General features: G+C 39.4%; 19 protein-coding genes and 1 pseudogene. 18 read left to right on the top strand and 2 right to left on the bottom strand.

Features of this window, described 5'->3' with window-relative positions:
• Nucleotides 1–53 precede the first annotated feature (53 nt).
• From WFN33_RS05430 to WFN33_RS05420, 3 genes and pseudogenes are all read left to right on the top strand, one after another.
• Nucleotides 54–904: pseudogene (locus WFN33_RS05430) on the top strand (RHS repeat domain-containing protein); the annotation flags it as partial.
• Nucleotides 892–1,287, top strand: a complete 396-nt coding sequence (locus WFN33_RS05425; protein WP_004717653.1) for a hypothetical protein — start codon at nucleotides 892–894, stop codon at nucleotides 1,285–1,287. The pseudogene WFN33_RS05430 and the gene WFN33_RS05425, both read left to right, overlap by 13 nt.
• Before the next feature lie 123 nt (nucleotides 1,288–1,410).
• The gene (locus WFN33_RS05420) at nucleotides 1,411–1,743 is read left to right on the top strand and encodes a hypothetical protein (protein ID WP_336951947.1); all 333 of its coding nucleotides are present in this window, start codon (nucleotides 1,411–1,413) and stop codon (nucleotides 1,741–1,743) included.
• Nucleotides 1,744–1,851: 108 nt separating this feature from the next.
• Here WFN33_RS05420 and WFN33_RS05415 read toward each other — a convergent pair whose 3' ends face one another.
• Nucleotides 1,852–2,193: a winged helix-turn-helix transcriptional regulator gene (locus tag WFN33_RS05415; RefSeq protein WP_336951946.1), complete on the bottom strand. Its 342-nt coding sequence runs from the start codon at nucleotides 2,191–2,193 to the stop codon at nucleotides 1,852–1,854.
• A 142-nt stretch (nucleotides 2,194–2,335) separates the two neighbouring features.
• On the opposite strand from WFN33_RS05415, the gene WFN33_RS05410 reads away from it, so the two are divergent.
• The 4 genes from WFN33_RS05410 to WFN33_RS05395 all read left to right on the top strand — a co-directional run bounded on the left by WFN33_RS05410 (nucleotide 2,336) and on the right by WFN33_RS05395 (nucleotide 6,084).
• A complete protein-coding gene (locus tag WFN33_RS05410) occupies nucleotides 2,336–2,992 on the top strand; it encodes a DsbA family protein (RefSeq protein ID WP_336951945.1) in 657 nt (218 codons plus the stop codon).
• Nucleotides 2,993–3,017: 25 nt separating this feature from the next.
• On the top strand, nucleotides 3,018–3,878 hold the full coding sequence (locus tag WFN33_RS05405) for a Vmh family MBL fold metallo-hydrolase (RefSeq protein ID WP_336951944.1): 861 nt from the start codon (nucleotides 3,018–3,020) through the stop codon (nucleotides 3,876–3,878).
• A 470-nt stretch (nucleotides 3,879–4,348) separates the two neighbouring features.
• Nucleotides 4,349–5,218: a glyoxalase III HchA gene (gene hchA, locus WFN33_RS05400; protein ID WP_336951943.1), complete on the top strand. Its 870-nt coding sequence runs from the start codon at nucleotides 4,349–4,351 to the stop codon at nucleotides 5,216–5,218.
• 128 nt (nucleotides 5,219–5,346) lie between these two features.
• On the top strand, nucleotides 5,347–6,084 hold the full coding sequence (locus WFN33_RS05395; protein ID WP_336951942.1) for a PA1136 family autoinducer-binding transcriptional regulator: 738 nt from the start codon (nucleotides 5,347–5,349) through the stop codon (nucleotides 6,082–6,084).
• Between the two features lie 232 nt (nucleotides 6,085–6,316).
• Here WFN33_RS05395 and WFN33_RS05390 read toward each other — a convergent pair whose 3' ends face one another.
• Nucleotides 6,317–7,132, bottom strand: a complete 816-nt coding sequence (locus WFN33_RS05390; protein ID WP_336951941.1) for an IclR family transcriptional regulator — start codon at nucleotides 7,130–7,132, stop codon at nucleotides 6,317–6,319.
• Nucleotides 7,133–7,390: 258 nt separating this feature from the next.
• On the opposite strand from WFN33_RS05390, the gene WFN33_RS05385 reads away from it, so the two are divergent.
• The 11 genes from WFN33_RS05385 to WFN33_RS05335 all read left to right on the top strand — a co-directional run bounded on the left by WFN33_RS05385 (nucleotide 7,391) and on the right by WFN33_RS05335 (nucleotide 16,370).
• Nucleotides 7,391–7,696 (top strand): non-heme iron oxygenase ferredoxin subunit, encoded by a 306-nt coding sequence (locus WFN33_RS05385; RefSeq protein WP_034615827.1) that lies wholly within the window; start codon nucleotides 7,391–7,393, stop codon nucleotides 7,694–7,696.
• Nucleotides 7,697–7,721: 25 nt separating this feature from the next.
• Nucleotides 7,722–8,021: a recombinase-like helix-turn-helix domain-containing protein gene (locus WFN33_RS05380; RefSeq protein WP_336951940.1), complete on the top strand. Its 300-nt coding sequence runs from the start codon at nucleotides 7,722–7,724 to the stop codon at nucleotides 8,019–8,021.
• A gap of 17 nt (nucleotides 8,022–8,038) precedes the next feature.
• Nucleotides 8,039–9,106, top strand: coding sequence for an aromatic ring-hydroxylating dioxygenase subunit alpha (locus WFN33_RS05375; RefSeq protein ID WP_336951939.1), 1,068 nt, complete (start codon nucleotides 8,039–8,041; stop codon nucleotides 9,104–9,106).
• Entirely contained in the window at nucleotides 9,099–9,863 is a 765-nt protein-coding gene (locus WFN33_RS05370; RefSeq protein ID WP_336951938.1) for an SDR family oxidoreductase, read from the top strand. The genes WFN33_RS05375 and WFN33_RS05370 overlap by 8 nt, the downstream gene beginning before the upstream one ends.
• 11 nt (nucleotides 9,864–9,874) lie before the next feature.
• A complete protein-coding gene (locus tag WFN33_RS05365) occupies nucleotides 9,875–10,807 on the top strand; it encodes a VOC family protein (protein WP_336951937.1) in 933 nt (310 codons plus the stop codon).
• Nucleotides 10,808–10,832: 25 nt separating this feature from the next.
• Nucleotides 10,833–12,044, top strand: a complete 1,212-nt coding sequence (locus WFN33_RS05360) for an NAD(P)/FAD-dependent oxidoreductase (protein ID WP_336951936.1) — start codon at nucleotides 10,833–10,835, stop codon at nucleotides 12,042–12,044.
• 85 nt (nucleotides 12,045–12,129) lie between these two features.
• A complete protein-coding gene (locus WFN33_RS05355) occupies nucleotides 12,130–13,353 on the top strand; it encodes an MFS transporter (RefSeq protein ID WP_336951935.1) in 1,224 nt (407 codons plus the stop codon).
• 24 nt (nucleotides 13,354–13,377) lie between these two features.
• Nucleotides 13,378–13,899, top strand: coding sequence for a cupin domain-containing protein (locus WFN33_RS05350; RefSeq protein WP_004717620.1), 522 nt, complete (start codon nucleotides 13,378–13,380; stop codon nucleotides 13,897–13,899).
• 42 nt (nucleotides 13,900–13,941) lie between these two features.
• A complete protein-coding gene (locus WFN33_RS05345; RefSeq protein ID WP_336951934.1) occupies nucleotides 13,942–14,754 on the top strand; it encodes an alpha/beta fold hydrolase in 813 nt (270 codons plus the stop codon).
• A 20-nt stretch (nucleotides 14,755–14,774) separates the two neighbouring features.
• Entirely contained in the window at nucleotides 14,775–15,569 is a 795-nt protein-coding gene (locus WFN33_RS05340; protein ID WP_336951933.1) for an SDR family oxidoreductase, read from the top strand.
• Nucleotides 15,570–15,578: 9 nt separating this feature from the next.
• Nucleotides 15,579–16,370 carry an aspartate dehydrogenase gene (locus WFN33_RS05335; protein WP_336951932.1) on the top strand — a complete coding sequence of 264 codons (792 nt, stop codon included), beginning with the start codon at nucleotides 15,579–15,581 and terminating at the stop codon, nucleotides 16,368–16,370.
• The last annotated feature ends 5 nt before the right edge of the window (nucleotides 16,371–16,375 follow it).

Below are 16,375 nucleotides of genomic sequence, written 5' to 3'. Positions count from 1 at the left end.
TATACAAAGCTCAATGATAGCTTCATTGAGCTTATTTTTATTTTAATTATTCATATAACGTACGCCAAAATTTGCTATCGAAAACCACCAAGCAAAGCAAAGGCTTCGATGATGTATGGTTCTACCACTGTGACCACTTAGGTACACCGCAAGAAATGAGTGACCATACAGGTGCAATCATTTGGACGGCGCAATATAAGGCATGGGGTGAGCTCGTGTCAGCAAAGCAACGCTTTGCACGAGCGCAAGACGAGAGCTATGCTCGAAGTGGTAAGTCTGAAAAAGTGAAATCTGACTTCTTCGAAAACTCAGAAATTATTTCAAATAATATTCGTTTTCAAGGTGCATGAGCAAAGACAGAGCATTGCTCTGTCTGAAGCGCAAGGATCAAGAGACAGGATTGCATTATAACCGCTATCGGTATTACTCGCCTTATGTAGGACGGTTTGTAAGTAAAGATCCTATTGGATTAACAGGTGGAAATAATCTATACCAATATGCACCTAGTTCAACCAGTTGGATTGATCCTTTAGGATTGGAACGTATAAAGTCAACTAAAACAGTTAGGTACAGTCAAAATGGTTATAGTCCTTGTTTTGGAAATGGTGGTAATGTTAATGGCCTAGCACATAGATTGCAGGCAGATCCATCTTATGCTGCCAAAGTTGAGCCTATTAGGTTAGTGAGATTTAAAGATCTTCCACAAAATGTTCAAGCCAAATTATTAGAGCAAGGTGCTAAAAGTAATATGGTATATTCTCTTGATAATCGAAGATTAGCGGCCGCGAAACAGGCGAAAGTTGGAGTAAATACAAGATGGGCTACTCCAGAAGAAATACAGCAAGAAGCTACTTTACGTCGATTCTCTACAAATGATGCAGGAAAAACAATATGTCACAATTAAATTTTTTACCAATCAGTACCAGATTTGGGATACTTTCATCTCGTACAGATTTTTGGTTAAATGAGTTTAAATTTAATCCTCAAGGTAATAGCTTAGAATTTAATTTGACATATAGTCAAATTAAAAAAAATGAAAATGGTAAAACTTTTAAAACTTCCGAGTTGCTATCAATCATGTTTACTAATGTAAATAATTTTAAAATGCTTCAATATGATGAGTTTGAACATTTGTACTCACATAAATCTAATTCAAACTTTGATTATGTAAATTATGATGGAAATGGAATGAATTTATATTTATTATGGACTTATGATCATTGTTTTGAAATATATGCAAAAGGTTATTCATTTTTACCAGTATCTTCTGAAGAAAATAGAAGCTAATTCATAGCAGAATCACGACAAAGTAGTAGTAAAAAGTTGAAAAGCTATAAATGAAATACTAAGTTTTGAAAATGAATATGATTGTTAAAAATAATCATATTTTTTGTAATTTAATGAACAGATATGCATATCACAATTTTATTGTGGGAATTCAAAAAATATAAATTAATTTTAGATATTTATATTTATCCAAAAATTGAAAGTGATATGTATATAGGGTTCGAATATGAAGTCACAGTAAATCTTGTTAACATGAATGAAAATAATATAAATTTAGATATTGTCGAATTTGAAGCGAAAGGAATTAGTGATTTAATTAAGTTGATGAATATTTTCTTGCCTTATATATCTTTAAATTTAAATAAATATATCGAGAATAAAAGCTTAAAAATTAGTTGTGATTTGGAAGTGATGGTGAATGAATTTAATTTAGGCAATAAAGTATTAAGAACCTAAATAATATAAGTTGAAATAGATATCACTCAGTCCCTTATGTTTATTGATAATATCAAACTAAAGAAAAGTGAAAAGAACCTTAAATAGAAAACTTATAACAATTCCAAGTTAATTTTCATTTTGTTCAATCCATTGAACCAAATCATAAATTTTTTCAGCGACTTCAACTCCTTTATTTTCAGATAAAGAATATTCTACATGTGGCGGAATAACTGGATATTCCTTACGAATCACAAAACCATCATTTTCCAAATCACGTAAAGTTTGAGTCAACATTTTTTCACTGATGCCATCAATTCTACGTCTTAACTCACTAAAACGGTGAGTCCCTCTTCTTAAACAGAACATGACCAAAACGCCCCAACGATTGGTTAAATGCATAAGCTTAACCCGAGAGGGGCAATTCTTTGACAACACATTTGCGGCTAAACAAGATTCATCAGCATTCATAAACTTTCCACGACTAAAAAACACTTACTTTTTTGTAAGTACTTACAAAAAGTAAGTTTATTATTTACTATAACAAATATCAGCAAAACTGTGTGGCTTTTCACACATTTTGAATTATATATTTATAGATGAGAGTTAATTTATGGCTTCTCCAATTCTACACTGGATTATCGACCCGATCTGCGGCTGGAGTTATGGTGTACTGCCTTTAATTAATGCAGTCGAAGAAAAATTTCCAAATCTACAACGTCTACATTTTGGTGGACTTTATAGTGAAGATCATCAACCACAAATGACAGCAGCAATGCGAACACAGATCATTCACTATGATGAACAAATCCATCAACTCACAGGCGTGGATTTTGGTGATGAATATAAAAATGGCTTGCTTAAAGACTGCACACTGATCATGAACTCTATCCCTGCAACTCATGCTTTACTGAGTATTCAGCAGGGGGGAGGGCATAGCGCGATGATTTCGTTATTAAATTTAATACAACAGGGCTACTATCAAAAAGGTCTAAATGTTACACAATATAGTGTACTGGCGCAATTTGCTGTCGAGTTAGGACTGAATAATGACCAATGGTCAAAATATTTAGATGCGATCGATCAAGATCAACAAGATGAATATATTCAACATGCACGCCAATTATTATCCCATGTTCGAGGACAAGGTTTTCCAACATTGGTGTATGAAAATCAACATGGTGAAATGGGCAAAATACCGCTTCATGGTTTTTATAATAAATCAGAGGATTTTGTACGTTTTTTAGATCAACAACTACTTAAATCTTAATTTAATTCTAAAGAGAGCCAACAATATGAAATTATTCTTAAAAACACTTCTTGCAAGTTCAGTGATGTTGAGTGCTTCAGCATTTGCAGCAGAGTTAAGCTATAAAGTTTATAACCCACAAGCACAAGGCATTTTTCCAGTTACATCTACACTTATTTCGGGTGAAAAAGATGCAGTGCTGGTAGATGCGCAATTCAGTGTTAACGATGCAAAGAACTTGGTTAAAATCATTCAAGACAGCGGTAAAAACCTTAAATATATTGTGATTACAGCGGGTGATCCTGATTTTTATTTTGGTTTAGAGCCACTGGTACAAGCATTTCCAGATGCAAAAGTGATTGCAACCCCTGAAGTTGTTAAACATATTGAAGCAACCAAAGAAGGTAAGTTTGCTTATTGGGGGCCTATCTTAAAAAATGGTGCGCCATCTCAAGTGATTGTACCGAGTACCAGCGAAGATAAAACCATTGTGCTTGAAGGTGAAAAAATTGAGATCAAATCACCGGGTAAATACGCATCTTATCTTTGGGTTCCAAGCAATCGTACAATTCTAGGTGGTGTAGGGTTATCTTCAGGGATTCATCTGTGGACAGCAGATGCACAAACTGAAAAAGAACGTAACGAATGGCGAAAAACGCTAAAACAAATGAATCGTTTAAATCCACGTGCAGTGATTCCTGGACATTATATTGGTGATATTCCAACAGGAACTCAAGCAATCGACTTTACTTATCAATACCTTGTGGATGTTGATCAAGTTTTAAAAGATCATAAAGATTCAGCATCAGTGATTGCTGCTTTAAAAGAAAAATACCCGAACTTGGCTGAAGAAAGCTCTTTGGAGTTAAGCTCTAAAGTGTTGACGGGTGAGATGGAGTGGAAATAATTTAACAATGACCTATTGTTTTAAATTCATGAACTTCGTGATTGTTGGTGAACGAGGATAATGTGTTAAGCTAATCAGGTGAAACTTAATCTAAGATCAGGGTTAAGTTTCATCATTAAAGCCATCGATTTTTTCTAAGCGGCATTTTGAGTTTCAAGGCTCAATACACAATCAACATTTAAAAAATCACTCACAGTATTCCATTTCATCGCCACGTTGTATTTCTGTATCAAACGTGAGTATTGATCGTAGAAAAAATAAAAATTTCTTTAAATATAGTTTAATAAAAATTAAATACTTATTTTTAATAAAAGCAGGGTTTATCGGCAGCGATAGTCTGATAAAAATTGAATTCAGCATATGTTTTAAAATTGTAGAAATAGGGGTTTTCCCTCATTCAAAAATCTTTTTAGGGCAGAATATACTGTGCATGTTGAATATATCCTCTATAAGAACGCTTGGAGTAAAAAATGACTGAACTAAGTAAAATACCTACACCAGATACTGCTGAAGATAATGCATTTTTTCCATCCCCTTATTCTTTAAGCCAGTACACCGCATCGAAAACAGATTATGACGGTACGACTTATTCCAACCCATATCATGGTGACAAAAAAATTCTGATGATTGCAACGGATGAGCGCTATATCCTGATGCAGAACGGTAAATTCTTTTCTACAGGAAATCATCCAGTTGAAATGTTACTTCCAGTATTTCATTTAGACAATGCAGGCTTTGAGTTTGATATTGCAACGCTTTCAGGCAATCCTGCCAAGTTGGAAATATGGGCAATGCCGAATGAAGACCAAGTGGTTTTAGATACTTATGCAAAGTACGCTGAAAAACTTAAAAACCCGTTAAAGCTTGATGATATTTTAGACGAGATCATTACTGGAAACTCGCCATATGCAGGTGTTTTCATTCCCGGTGGTCATGGTGTACTCGCAAAAATTCCTGAAAGTAAAAGTGTAAAAAAAGTTTTAGAATGGGCGATAAACAATGATAAATATGTGATTACACTGTGTCATGGACCCGCAGCTCTACTTGCCGCAGCTGTCGATGAAAAACCAGAAAACTATATATTTAAAGATTATGAAATTTGTGTATTTCCTGACTTTTTAGATAAAGGCGCAAATATTGAAATTGGTTATATGCCGGGACCATTACAATGGTTGGTGGGTGAAAACCTCGATAAATTAGGCGTTAAAATCCTAAATAAAGGTATCACAGGGCAGGTCCATAAAGACCGAAAACTTCTGACTGGAGACAGTCCTTTGGCATCGCATAATTTAGGTAAGTTAGCCGCTGAAACCTTATTGGCTGATCCTGAATTGCTATAAGCATCAATCAAGAGGTTGTTTCTATTTAGACGCAATTTTTTATCTCAATATTGGAGATCTAGAGGCGATTTGCTACTGATCTCCAATATTTTAGTTTTAAGTGTTCAGTTTAGTGAGAAGACGGCTTTATGAGACTTGCAAGCAATCAATTGGCCGATTTATTGTTTCAGACCGTTCACCAATTGAGACAAGCACGTGACCTCGAAAGTCTATTTAAAATTCTGGTGGGATTTGCTGCTCAGCTAAATTTTGATCGGATTATTGTATGTAGTGTTTCACCTCAAAACCAACATGAATGGATTGATGAAGTTTTCTTTGTGCATGGTAACTGGGTTGATCGCAGCAATATCGAAGAGCGTGAAGTTTATTTACGCCGCTGCCCAATCACCAAGCATATTTTTGAATACGATGAAGCCTTTTTTTGGGCAAAGAGCTCGCATAAAAAAACTGCAAAAGAAACCTATCGGATTATCAAAAGCCCTCTACATCTTGGTGAGGTCAATGGAATACAAGTGCCCGTATTTGGTCGAACAGGTTTAGAGGGTGCAATTTCATTTGCAGGTGAGATTTCGGATATGGGTGCTGATTTTAAACTCACAGTACAGATGGTTTGTAATATTGCTTTTGGTGAAATTCTATATAAACAAAAGCATAGAATTGCGCATAGAAAAATACTGACCAAACGTGAAAAAGAAGTTTTAAAATGGGCAGCAGTGGGTCAAAAGCATTTCGAGATTGCCGACATTTTAAAAATTTCAGAGAGAACTGTTGAAAATCATTTACGCAGTATAAGAAAGCGCTTAGGAGTAAAATCTACTGCTCAAGCAATTGCTTCTGCCATCATCAGCAGAGAAATTGAATTATAAAGCAGCCCGATGTTTGCGACTTTTAAACATTCAGGTTTAGCCAAAAGCGCAGCGATTCTTTTAAGAAGCATAGCGTGAGCATTGAGATTTTAAGCCCCCCCCAAAAAAAAGAAAAGAAATAATAATGATCGCCAAATAAAAACCAGAAGGACTTTTTATTTGGCGTGTATATCTAGAAAGTTTGGTTTGTATTCACGATGCCCAAATTGAAGCGATGAGATTTTATCAATGCTTAAAAATAAATAAATTTTGAAATTTTATCGGCATACTCAACCACATTTTGAGAAATTTCACCTCTAAATAAATCTTCTGTATAGGTGCTTAATGGGCAACTTACAGATAATACGGCAGCGATTTCTTGAGTTGCCTGACTATAAATCGGTGCAGCGCTGGCAGCCATGTCGGTATTAAAGTGCCCCCAACTGATCATAAAATCCTGACTGCGGACATAATTTAAACGTTCTAATAAACTCGCCAAATCACGTGGTGTACGATCAGAATAGACTTTCCAATCAGTAAAGTGTTCATAGCGTTTAATCACTTCAGTCTCAGAAAGGCGAGATAAAATTAATTGTCCAATTACAGTGGCATGGGCATGCCAACGTGTACCAATATGCACATTACTGGTAAATGAACCAATGGATTGGGCATTACTGATAAAGACAATATCAGTGCCTTCTAAAATCGAAAGATGCACAGCAATCTTAATTTTATCGCGTAATTCACGCATGATGGGGCTAGCCAGATCAGTCAGCGATGATTTGGATAAGCTGTTAAAACCAAGTTCCATCACGTTGCTGTTCAGCGCATAAGTCTTTTGCGACATTTTTCTTAAATAACCACAAAACTCTAAAGTGTGGATTAAACGAAAAGCACTCGAACGGTTTACATCTAATTTTTCTGCGATTTCAGAAATGGTCATTTCCTGATGCTGTTGATCAAATAATTTTAAAATAGCTAAGCCACGCACCAAACCCGGTACTAAATAACGCTCATCATTATTGGGTTCAGCATTTTGCTCCAAGAGAGCATCATTTATTAAGTTCATTGCCAAGTTGCCCTGTGTTTATTTTGGAATTCCTGCACATGGAATATCACTATAGTAATCATCAATTTTTCTAATCTCAATGTTTATATATAAAACATTTTTTTGATTAAGAAACATCTAAAAATATAACTTTTTATTAATTCATTGAAAAACATAAAAATATAGTATTTGACAAGCAAAATGATCAAAGCTTATGCTATTCATTATGTTTTAAATGCTAAATTAAGTTTTATATATAAAACAAATAAGGATGCAAAAATGAGTTGGATCTCAGTTTGTCAGCAAGATGACATTACCGAAGACGAGCCGAAAGCCATAGAAGTCGAGGGTAAGAAAATTGGTGTTTTTTTTATCGATGACAATTATTTTGCGATCGAGAATGTTTGCCCACATGCCTTTGCGTTGCTAACAGAAGGTTTTATTGAAGATCAAACCGTGGAATGCCCATTACACGAGGCAATTTTTGATATTCAAACAGGTGAGCTAAAGAGTGGACCGGGATGTCGTGATTTGTGTACTTATCCCGTACGTGTTGAAGGGCAGGACGTTCAAATTCAACTATAAGTCTTATTTATAAGGATGGAATCTCATGAAAACATTTAATGAGAAGCTAGCGAACTGGATTCATGCCACGCCAGCGACCGAAGCAGGGATCAACAATATTCAAATACCGGGACAGCCAGAGCTTTTGATTTGGCAAACGCGCTATAAAGTGCCAACAGTCTATGAGCAGGATTTTGTTCAACATTTAATTCAAGCCTTTTCTTCAGGCGTAACAGAACTTACCGATTTGGTTCAATCTTTAAATCAACAAGGTTTTCGTTGCGAGTCTGGTGAACTTTGGACTTCTGAAACATTTTCTGAAGAAATGCAACGTTTAGGTTATTGATTCAAGGAAGAACAGTGATGAATGCAGCAGTAACAGTGACTCCGAGTGTTGAGGAGTATTTAGATTTAGGTTTACGTGATCAGTGGCATCCTGTACTGGCAAGTTGGGAAGTCGCAGCCAATCCTGTGGGTATTACCCGTTTAGGTGAAAATATCGTGGTTTGGCGTGATGACCAAGGTCAGGTACATGCTTTAGAAGATCGTTGTCCGCACCGTGGTGCTCGTCTTTCTTTAGGCTGGAACTTAGGTAATCGCGTGGCATGTTGGTATCACGGCGTTGAAGTTCGCCATGATGGCAAGGTTGAAGATGTACCCGCAGTACATGAATGCCCAATGAAAGGCACAACCTGTGTGAAAAGCTACCCAGTGATTGAGCAACATGGTGCAATTTTCCTGTGGTTTGGGATTGATCCAAATGAAGTCGCTAAACCCCTTGATTTTCCTGAGCAATTGGCGAGTGAGGAGTGGAGTTCATTCCTATGCCAAGCGGATTGGAAGGTCAATCATCAATATGCGATTGATAATGTGATGGACCCAATGCATGGCACTTATTTGCATTGTACCTCGCACTCAATGGCAGACGGTGAACGTACCGCAGAAATGAAACACCGTTCAACAGAAAATGGCTTTGTCTTTGAAAAAGAGGGACAAACTGGGGTCAATTTTGACTGGGTTGAATATGCCAATACTGGTGCAAGTTGGTTACGTCTTTCGATTCCTTATCGTAAAGATTTTGGTCCAGGCGGTGAGTTTTGGATTGTGGGGTATGCCACACCGATTGATGCTCAAAATACCCGTGTTTTCTTCTGGCGTTGTCGTAAAGTCAGTGGTTGGCAACGTAATGTTTGGCGTTTTCTTTATCGCAATCATTTAGAAAAACTGCATTGGGATGTCTTGGAACAAGATCGAATTATTTTAGAAAATCTTGCGCCAAACGCACGTCAACATGAATTCCTCTATCAACATGATGTCGGTTTATCGCGCTTACGCCGTTTAATGAAAAAAGAAGCGGAAAAGCAGATAAAGAAAATTGCGAGCTTGAATAGCTCAAACCGTATTGAAATGCAGGAACAAGTTCATGGTTAATGTCGCATTGTTGCAGGGCAAGAAAGTCTTTGTTACAGGCGCAGCAAGAGGCTTGGGACGAGACTTTGCACAGGCCATTGCCGAAGCAGGTGCTCAAGTGGTCATGGCGGATATCTTGGCAGATCTTGTGCAACAAGAAGCAGCAATATTGCAGGCACAGGGTTTACAGGTGACTGCGGTCACGATTGACTTGGCTGATGCTGATTCGATTCAACAGGCTGTTCAGCAAGCAGCTGAACATTTAGCTGGAATAGATGGTTTGGTGAATTGCGCTGCACTTGCGACCAATGTGGGTGGTAAAAGCTTGATGGATTATGACGCCGATCTATGGGATCGCGTCATGAACATCAATGTCAAAGGGACGTGGTTGGTCACCAAAGCATGTGTGCCATATCTCAAGCAGTCCGATGCAGGCAAGGTAATTAATGTGGCATCGGATACGGCTTTATGGGGCGCACCTAACTTGATGGCTTATGTTGCAAGTAAAGGTGCTTTGCTGGCAATGACCCGTTCGATGGCAAGAGAGTTAGGGCCATTTAATATTTGTATCAATACGCTTTCTCCAGGATTGACGCTGGTTGAAGCAACAGAATATGTACCGCAAGATCGTCATGATTTATATGTAAATGGTCGTGCGATTCAACGTCAGCAGTTACCACAGGATCTGAACGGAACAGCACTTTATTTACTTTCGGATTTGTCCTCATTTGTGACTGGACAGAATATTCCCGTAAATGGTGGTTTTGTCTTTAATTAAGGAATTGTTTCATGATTACAGGGATTGAGATTTTAAAGTTTGGCGTTGAGGATCGGGCTGCTTCAAATAAATTTTTGGCAGATTTTGGTTTAAAGCCAAGCCAATCAGATATTGAGGGTACGGATCTTTATCAAACCCAGAACGGCAGTAAAATTTATTTATTTGATTGTGATGATCAGCGTCTACCACAGGCCATCGAGTCAGGTTCAACCTTACGTGAAGTGACTTGGGGCTTGGATGATGCAGCACAGGATTTGGCTGATTTAGCGACTCGCCTGAAAGATGTAGATGGCTATCAAGCCACGGCTGACATGCTGCAATGCTTAGACCCAAATGGGATGACCATTTGCTTTCAAGCCAGCTTTACCCAAGAGCTACCTGCGTTAAAAACTGAAGGGATTAATCAATACGGCAGTATCACTCGTGTCAATGCAGCCAGTCCAGTGTATGAAAAAGGGCAACCTGTTGCGATTGGACATGTGGTGTTCTTTACTCCAGATTTAGAAAAAACAGAATCGTTCTATATCGAAAAGCTCGGTTTCTTCTTATCGGATGCTTATCGTAATCGTGGTGCTTTTTTACGTTGTCGTGGCAAAGGCTATCATCATGATTTGTTTTTGCTTTCGGTACCCAATAAACCTGCTGGACTCAATCATGTGGCCTTTGTGGTGCGTGATATTCATGAAGTGATTGGCGGTGGCTTAAACATGAACCGTTCTGAATGGTCTACTTTTATTGGTCCGGGTCGTCATCCAATTTCTTCGGCTTACTTCTGGTATGTCAACTCACCTTTGGGTGGTGCATTTGAATACTACACCAATGATGATTATTTGACGGAAGAATGGCAACCACGTGTTGAAGAACATTCTTTAGAACTCTTTACTGAGTGGGCGGTTGAAGGTGGTTTAGATGACCACACTCGTCGCCAAGTCAAACCTGTATAAGCAGTTGGAACAGAGAGATTAAGCTATGCAAAGAATTGTCATCGTTGGCGCAGGACAAGCCGCAGGTTGGGCGGTCAGCACACTCCGTCAACATGGATTTCTAGGTGAAATTCATGTGGTATCCAATGAGGAACGGGTATTTTACGAACGCCCACCGCTGTCAAAACAAGTCCTCTCCAAAGAAGCCAGTTATGACAGTTTGCATCTGTTCTCTGCTGAACAGGTTCAAGATTTTAATATCGAGTGGCATAAACCAGCTGTGGCAACTCAAGTGGATCGCCAACAAAAACATGTGGTTTTAGAAAGCGGTCAAGTTTTGCCTTATGACAAATTATTGATTGCGACTGGAAGCCGAGCACGTGTGCCAGTCAATACATGGCAGTTTATTCCCAATGTGGTGACTTTACGTAATGTACAAGACTGTGAACGTTTAGCCGAAATCTTACAACATACGCAAAAGTTAGCAGTAATTGGTGGTGGTTGGATCGGCTTGGAAATTGCAGCAACGGCACGGAAACAAGGCAAACAAGTGCATGTTTTTGAATACGGTGATCGACTTTGTGCACGTAGCGTTAGCTCTGATGTGTCTGAATTTCTGCAAAATATGCATCAACAACAAGGTACTCAGATCCATTTAAATAGTAAAAATGTGCATTTGATTGAAGCAGGTCAACAGCAAGTTGAAGTGGTGAATCATCCAAATGCCAGTGAACTGTTTGATTGTGTAGTAGTGGGTGCGGGTGCTGATATTGCCAAAGAGCTGGGTGTGAGTGCGGGTTTAGACGTTAAAGATGGCATTGTCGTCAATGGTTTTGGACAAACTTCAGACCAAGACATTTATGCCGCAGGTGATGTGGCGATACATCCAAGTTTGGGCTATTGCATTCAGTCTTGGGCCAATGCACAAAATCAAGCCATTGCCACGGCAAAGTCAATGTTAGGTATGGATACGGAATATCTGGATATTCCTTGGTTATGGTCAGATCAGTATCACTACAACATTCAGATTTTAGGAACTTACCAACCTGAAAAAACTAAGCAGATTGTGCTACGTCAAAATGCAGCAGATCAGTGCAGTTATCTTTATCTGGATGAGCAAAACTGTTTGATCAACATGATTGCAATCAATGACTCAAAACTGGTCAAACTGGCAAAACGCTGGATGCAATCCAATACCGTGTTAGACCCTCAATTATTAGCAGACCCTGAATTTAATGTAATGAAATTAAAACCGTAAACCTTAGAGTCTGTTGATATTTAAACCATTGTGAAATGTCAACAGCACCTAGATCCGGTTCATGACTCAATCGAAGGAATGAAATATGAGTAATGAAGAGAAAAGTGGATTGAAGCATTGGGTTCCTGCTTTTGTCCTGATGATCTGTGTCGTTCTGGCATTTTTCGACAAAATTAGTATCGCAGTCTTATTTGCTGACCCGCACTTTCAGGGCGCGATGGGGATTGCCCAAGACAAAGCAAAACTTGGATGGTTAATGACCAGCTTTTTATTGGCTTATGGTTTTTCCTCTGTGTTCTTAAGCTTCTTAGGCGATATTTTTAGCCCTAAAAAAATGCTGTTTTGGAGCGTCTTATCTTGGGGGATACTCATGTTCTGTATGGGTTTTACCACCAACTATACAGGGATGTTGGTCCTCCGCGTTCTGCTTGGATTAGCTGAAGGCCCATTATTTGCCTTGGCTTATACCATCGTGAAACAAACCTATACAGATCGTCAGCAAGCACGTGCTTCCACCATGTTTTTATTGGGTACGCCGATCGGTGCCTTCTTGGGTTTTCCAATTACAGCGGCTGTTCTCGCAAACCATGATTGGCATACCACCTTCTTTGTGATGGCTGGTTTAACTGTAATTGCACTGATTGCGATTGTCTTTGGCTTACGTAATTTACAACTCAAGAAAACCATTGAGCTGGAAGCGACCAGTAAACGTGTCAATTTTAAAGGGCATATCCATAACACCAAGGTGCTATTACAGAACGGTTCATTTTGGTTGGTGTGTATTTTCAATATTGCACTGATGACTTATCTGTGGGGATTAAACAGTTGGGTTCCATCCTACCTGATTCAAGACAAGGGCTTTAACCTTAAAGAGTTTGGTATTTATTCAAGTTTCCCATTTATCGCCATGTTGATTGGTGAAGTGATTGGTGCATTTCTTTCTGACAAGTTAGGTCGTCGTGCCATTCAAGTTTTTAGTGGCTTATTGGTGGCCGGCATCTTTATGTATGTCATGGTCATTATGACAGATCCAATTTTAGTGATTGTTGCAATGTCTCTTAGCGCAATGGCTTGGGGCTTTGGTGTCGCAGCAATATTTGCACTACTTGCTCGTGTGACCACTGCTGATGTGGGCGCGACTGCGGGTGGGATTTTTAATGGACTGGGTAATTTTGCCAGTGCAATTGCACCCGTTCTGATCGGTTACATCGTGATGCAAACCCATAGTTTTAATTTAGGAATTACCTTCTTAGCAGCAGTTGCTGTGATTGGATCGTTCTTCTTAGTTCCTTTACTAAAACGTTATTAATTCAAGATATCTAGGAGTTAAAACATGACTACTCAACAATTCGAATCATGGTCACAGCCTGAAGGTACAAGCTTACAAGATTGGTTAAATACCCGTATCGCACGTTTTGAAACACGTAAATATGATTTTGATGCCTTGAAGTTCCAAGCGGACTATGACCCCAAATATCGTCGTGCCCAAATGCGTTATATGGGCACGGGTGCAACAGGTGTAGTGAATGATGGCAACACTGTTCCAGCAGAAAACTTCACTTTTTCAACCATGGTTTTACCTCCGCAGTGCGAAGGGCCTTTGCATATTCATCATGATGTTGAGGAAGTGTTTTTTATGTTGCGTGGTGAGATTGACCTATTTATCGAACATAACGGTGAGAAATTTCAAACCAAACTTAAAGAGCGTGATCTGATTTCAATTCCACCTGGAATTTACCGTGGCTTGTTTAATCCAGGTCAGGAAGATGCCTTGATGTGTGTGATGTTAGGTGCGGGTAAACCGACCATTCCGAACTATCCACCAGAACATCCATTGTCGCAAATCAAACGTTGATTGAATCGACAAAGCCCAGCCCTACAGCAAAGGAATCCAGCCATGACATTGCTTGATCGATTAGCCAAATATCCAGTCAAAACCATTGTAGTTGATGGACAAGTACACGCCTATCGTGAGGCGGGTCAAGGCCAGCCGTTGATTTTGCTACATGGGATTAGTTCGGGTTCTGCTTCATGGATCAACCAACTTGATGTACTGAGTCACTCTTTTCGTGTGATTGCTTGGGATGCACCGGGTTATGGCTTATCAGAAGGTTTAAATACAGCGCAACCGAATGCAGAAGATTATGCACAACGTTTGTTGGGTTTAATCGATGCTTTGGCAATTTCGCAAGCCATTTTGGTTGGTCATTCCCTTGGGGCTTTACAGGCCAGTGCTTTTGCTCATCTTTATCCTGAACGTGTACAGACTTTGCTGATTGCCAATGTAGCACAAGGTTATCAACGTTCAGATGAGGAAAGCAAATCACAGGTTTATCAAAAACGACCAATGCTGTTGAAAAGCTTAGGTCATGCAGGCATGGCGGCAAGTCGTGGACCGCATTTAATTTATAAACAAGATACTCAAGCTTTGGCTTTGGTCACAGCGGTGATGCAGGATTTGACCCTAGACGGTTTTACCCATGCATCGTATTTGTTGGCCTATGACGAAATTAGAAATTATTTAACAGATATTCGTGTTCCTTGCGTCGCGATTGCAGGCGATCAGGACCAAATTACACCTGCACAAGGTACCCAAGACCTTGTCGCAGAAATGCAATTGAGCCGATGTCATCTGATTACAGATGCAGGTCATCTGAGTTATGTCGATCAACCACAACAGTTTAACGACATTATTTTATCGGCACGTTAATACTCAAACGAGAGAAAAAAATGAGCTTCCAAGTTGAAGGAAAAATAGCAGTAGTAACAGGTGGCTCGTCAGGCATTGGTTTGGCTGCTGTCGAAATTTTAGTTGCAGAAGGTGCCCAAGTGGCATGGTGTGGTCGGGATGAACAGCGTTTAGCAGAATCAAAAAATTATATTTTGGAAAAGTATCCGCAAGCCCATATTTTTACTCAAGCCTGCAATGTTTTAGACAAACAAGATGTAAAACGCTTTGCACAACAGGTCAATCAAAATTTAGGCAATGTCGACATGTTGATCAATAACGCAGGTCAAGGGCGTGTATCCAATTTTGAAGACACCCAAGATGAAGATTGGATGAAAGAAATTGAATTGAAGTATTTCAGTGTTTTGCATCCTGTACGTGCATTTTTAGATGATTTAAAAAATTCGGCGTGTGGATCAATCACCAATGTCAATTCCTTACTGGCCTTGCAACCTGAACCACACATGATCGCGACTTCATCGGCACGCGCCGCTTTGCTGAATTTAACTCATTCCTTAGCACATGAATTTAGCCAGTATGGGATTCGGGTGAATTCAATTTTATTGGGCATGGTGGAGTCAGCACAGTGGAAACGCCGTTTTGAAACACGTTCAGATAGCCAAGCGTCATGGGAACAGTGGACAGGCAATATTGCAAAAAACCGTGGTATTCCAATGCAACGTCTAGGTAAACCTGAAGAACCAGCAAACGCTTTGGTCTTCTTGGCTTCACCATTGGCATCATATACCACGGGTGCAGCCTTGGATGTCTCTGGTGGATTTAACAAACATTTATAAGGTGTGCCCATGAAACAGTTGATGATGATTGGTTTCGGTGCAATGGCAGCAGAAGTGTACGCACATATGCCACAAGATTTACAGCTTAAATGGATTGTGGTGCCTGCACGCAGTGTTGAAAAAGTACAGGCACAAGTATCCGCTCAGGTACAAGTAATTAGTTCGATTGATGCATGCCTTGGCACGCCTGATTATGTGATCGAAGTGGCAGGCCAAGCGGCGGTAAAAGAACATGCCCAAAAGGTGTTAGAGAAAGGTTGGACCATTGGTCTGATTTCAGTAGGAACCTTAGCCGATAGCGAATTTTTCTCTCAACTGAAACAGACTGCGGAACAACACGATGCCCATCTGCATCTTTTAGCGGGTGCGATTGCGGGGATCGATGGTATCTCTGCGGCAAAAGAAGGTGGTTTGGAAAAGGTCACCTATAAAGGCTGTAAAAGCCCGAAGAGTTGGCGTGGCAGTTATGCTGAACAATTGGTTGATCTCGATCAGGTCAGTGAAGCTATGGTTTTTTTTCGTGGTACAGCCAGAGAAGCAGCACTGAAGTTTCCAGCCAATGCCAATGTTGCAGCAACCATTGCACTCGCAGGTTTAGGCATGGATGAAACCATGGTTGAGCTTACGGTTGATCCAAAAACTAATAAGAACAAGCACACCATTGTGGCAGAAGGCGTGTTTGGTGAAATGACCATTGAATTGGTGGGTGTGCCTTTGGCAAGCAATCCTAAAACCTCAACTTTGGCTGCGCTTAGCGTGATTCGTGCATGTCGCAATAGCGTTGAAGCAATTCAGATTTAAAAGGA

The sequence above is a fragment of the Acinetobacter sp. AS167 genome (assembly GCF_037152175.1).
GTDB lineage: Bacteria > Pseudomonadota > Gammaproteobacteria > Pseudomonadales > Moraxellaceae > Acinetobacter.
Note: the sequence above shows the minus strand (reverse complement) of the source record. Positions and strands in the feature narration are given on the sequence as shown.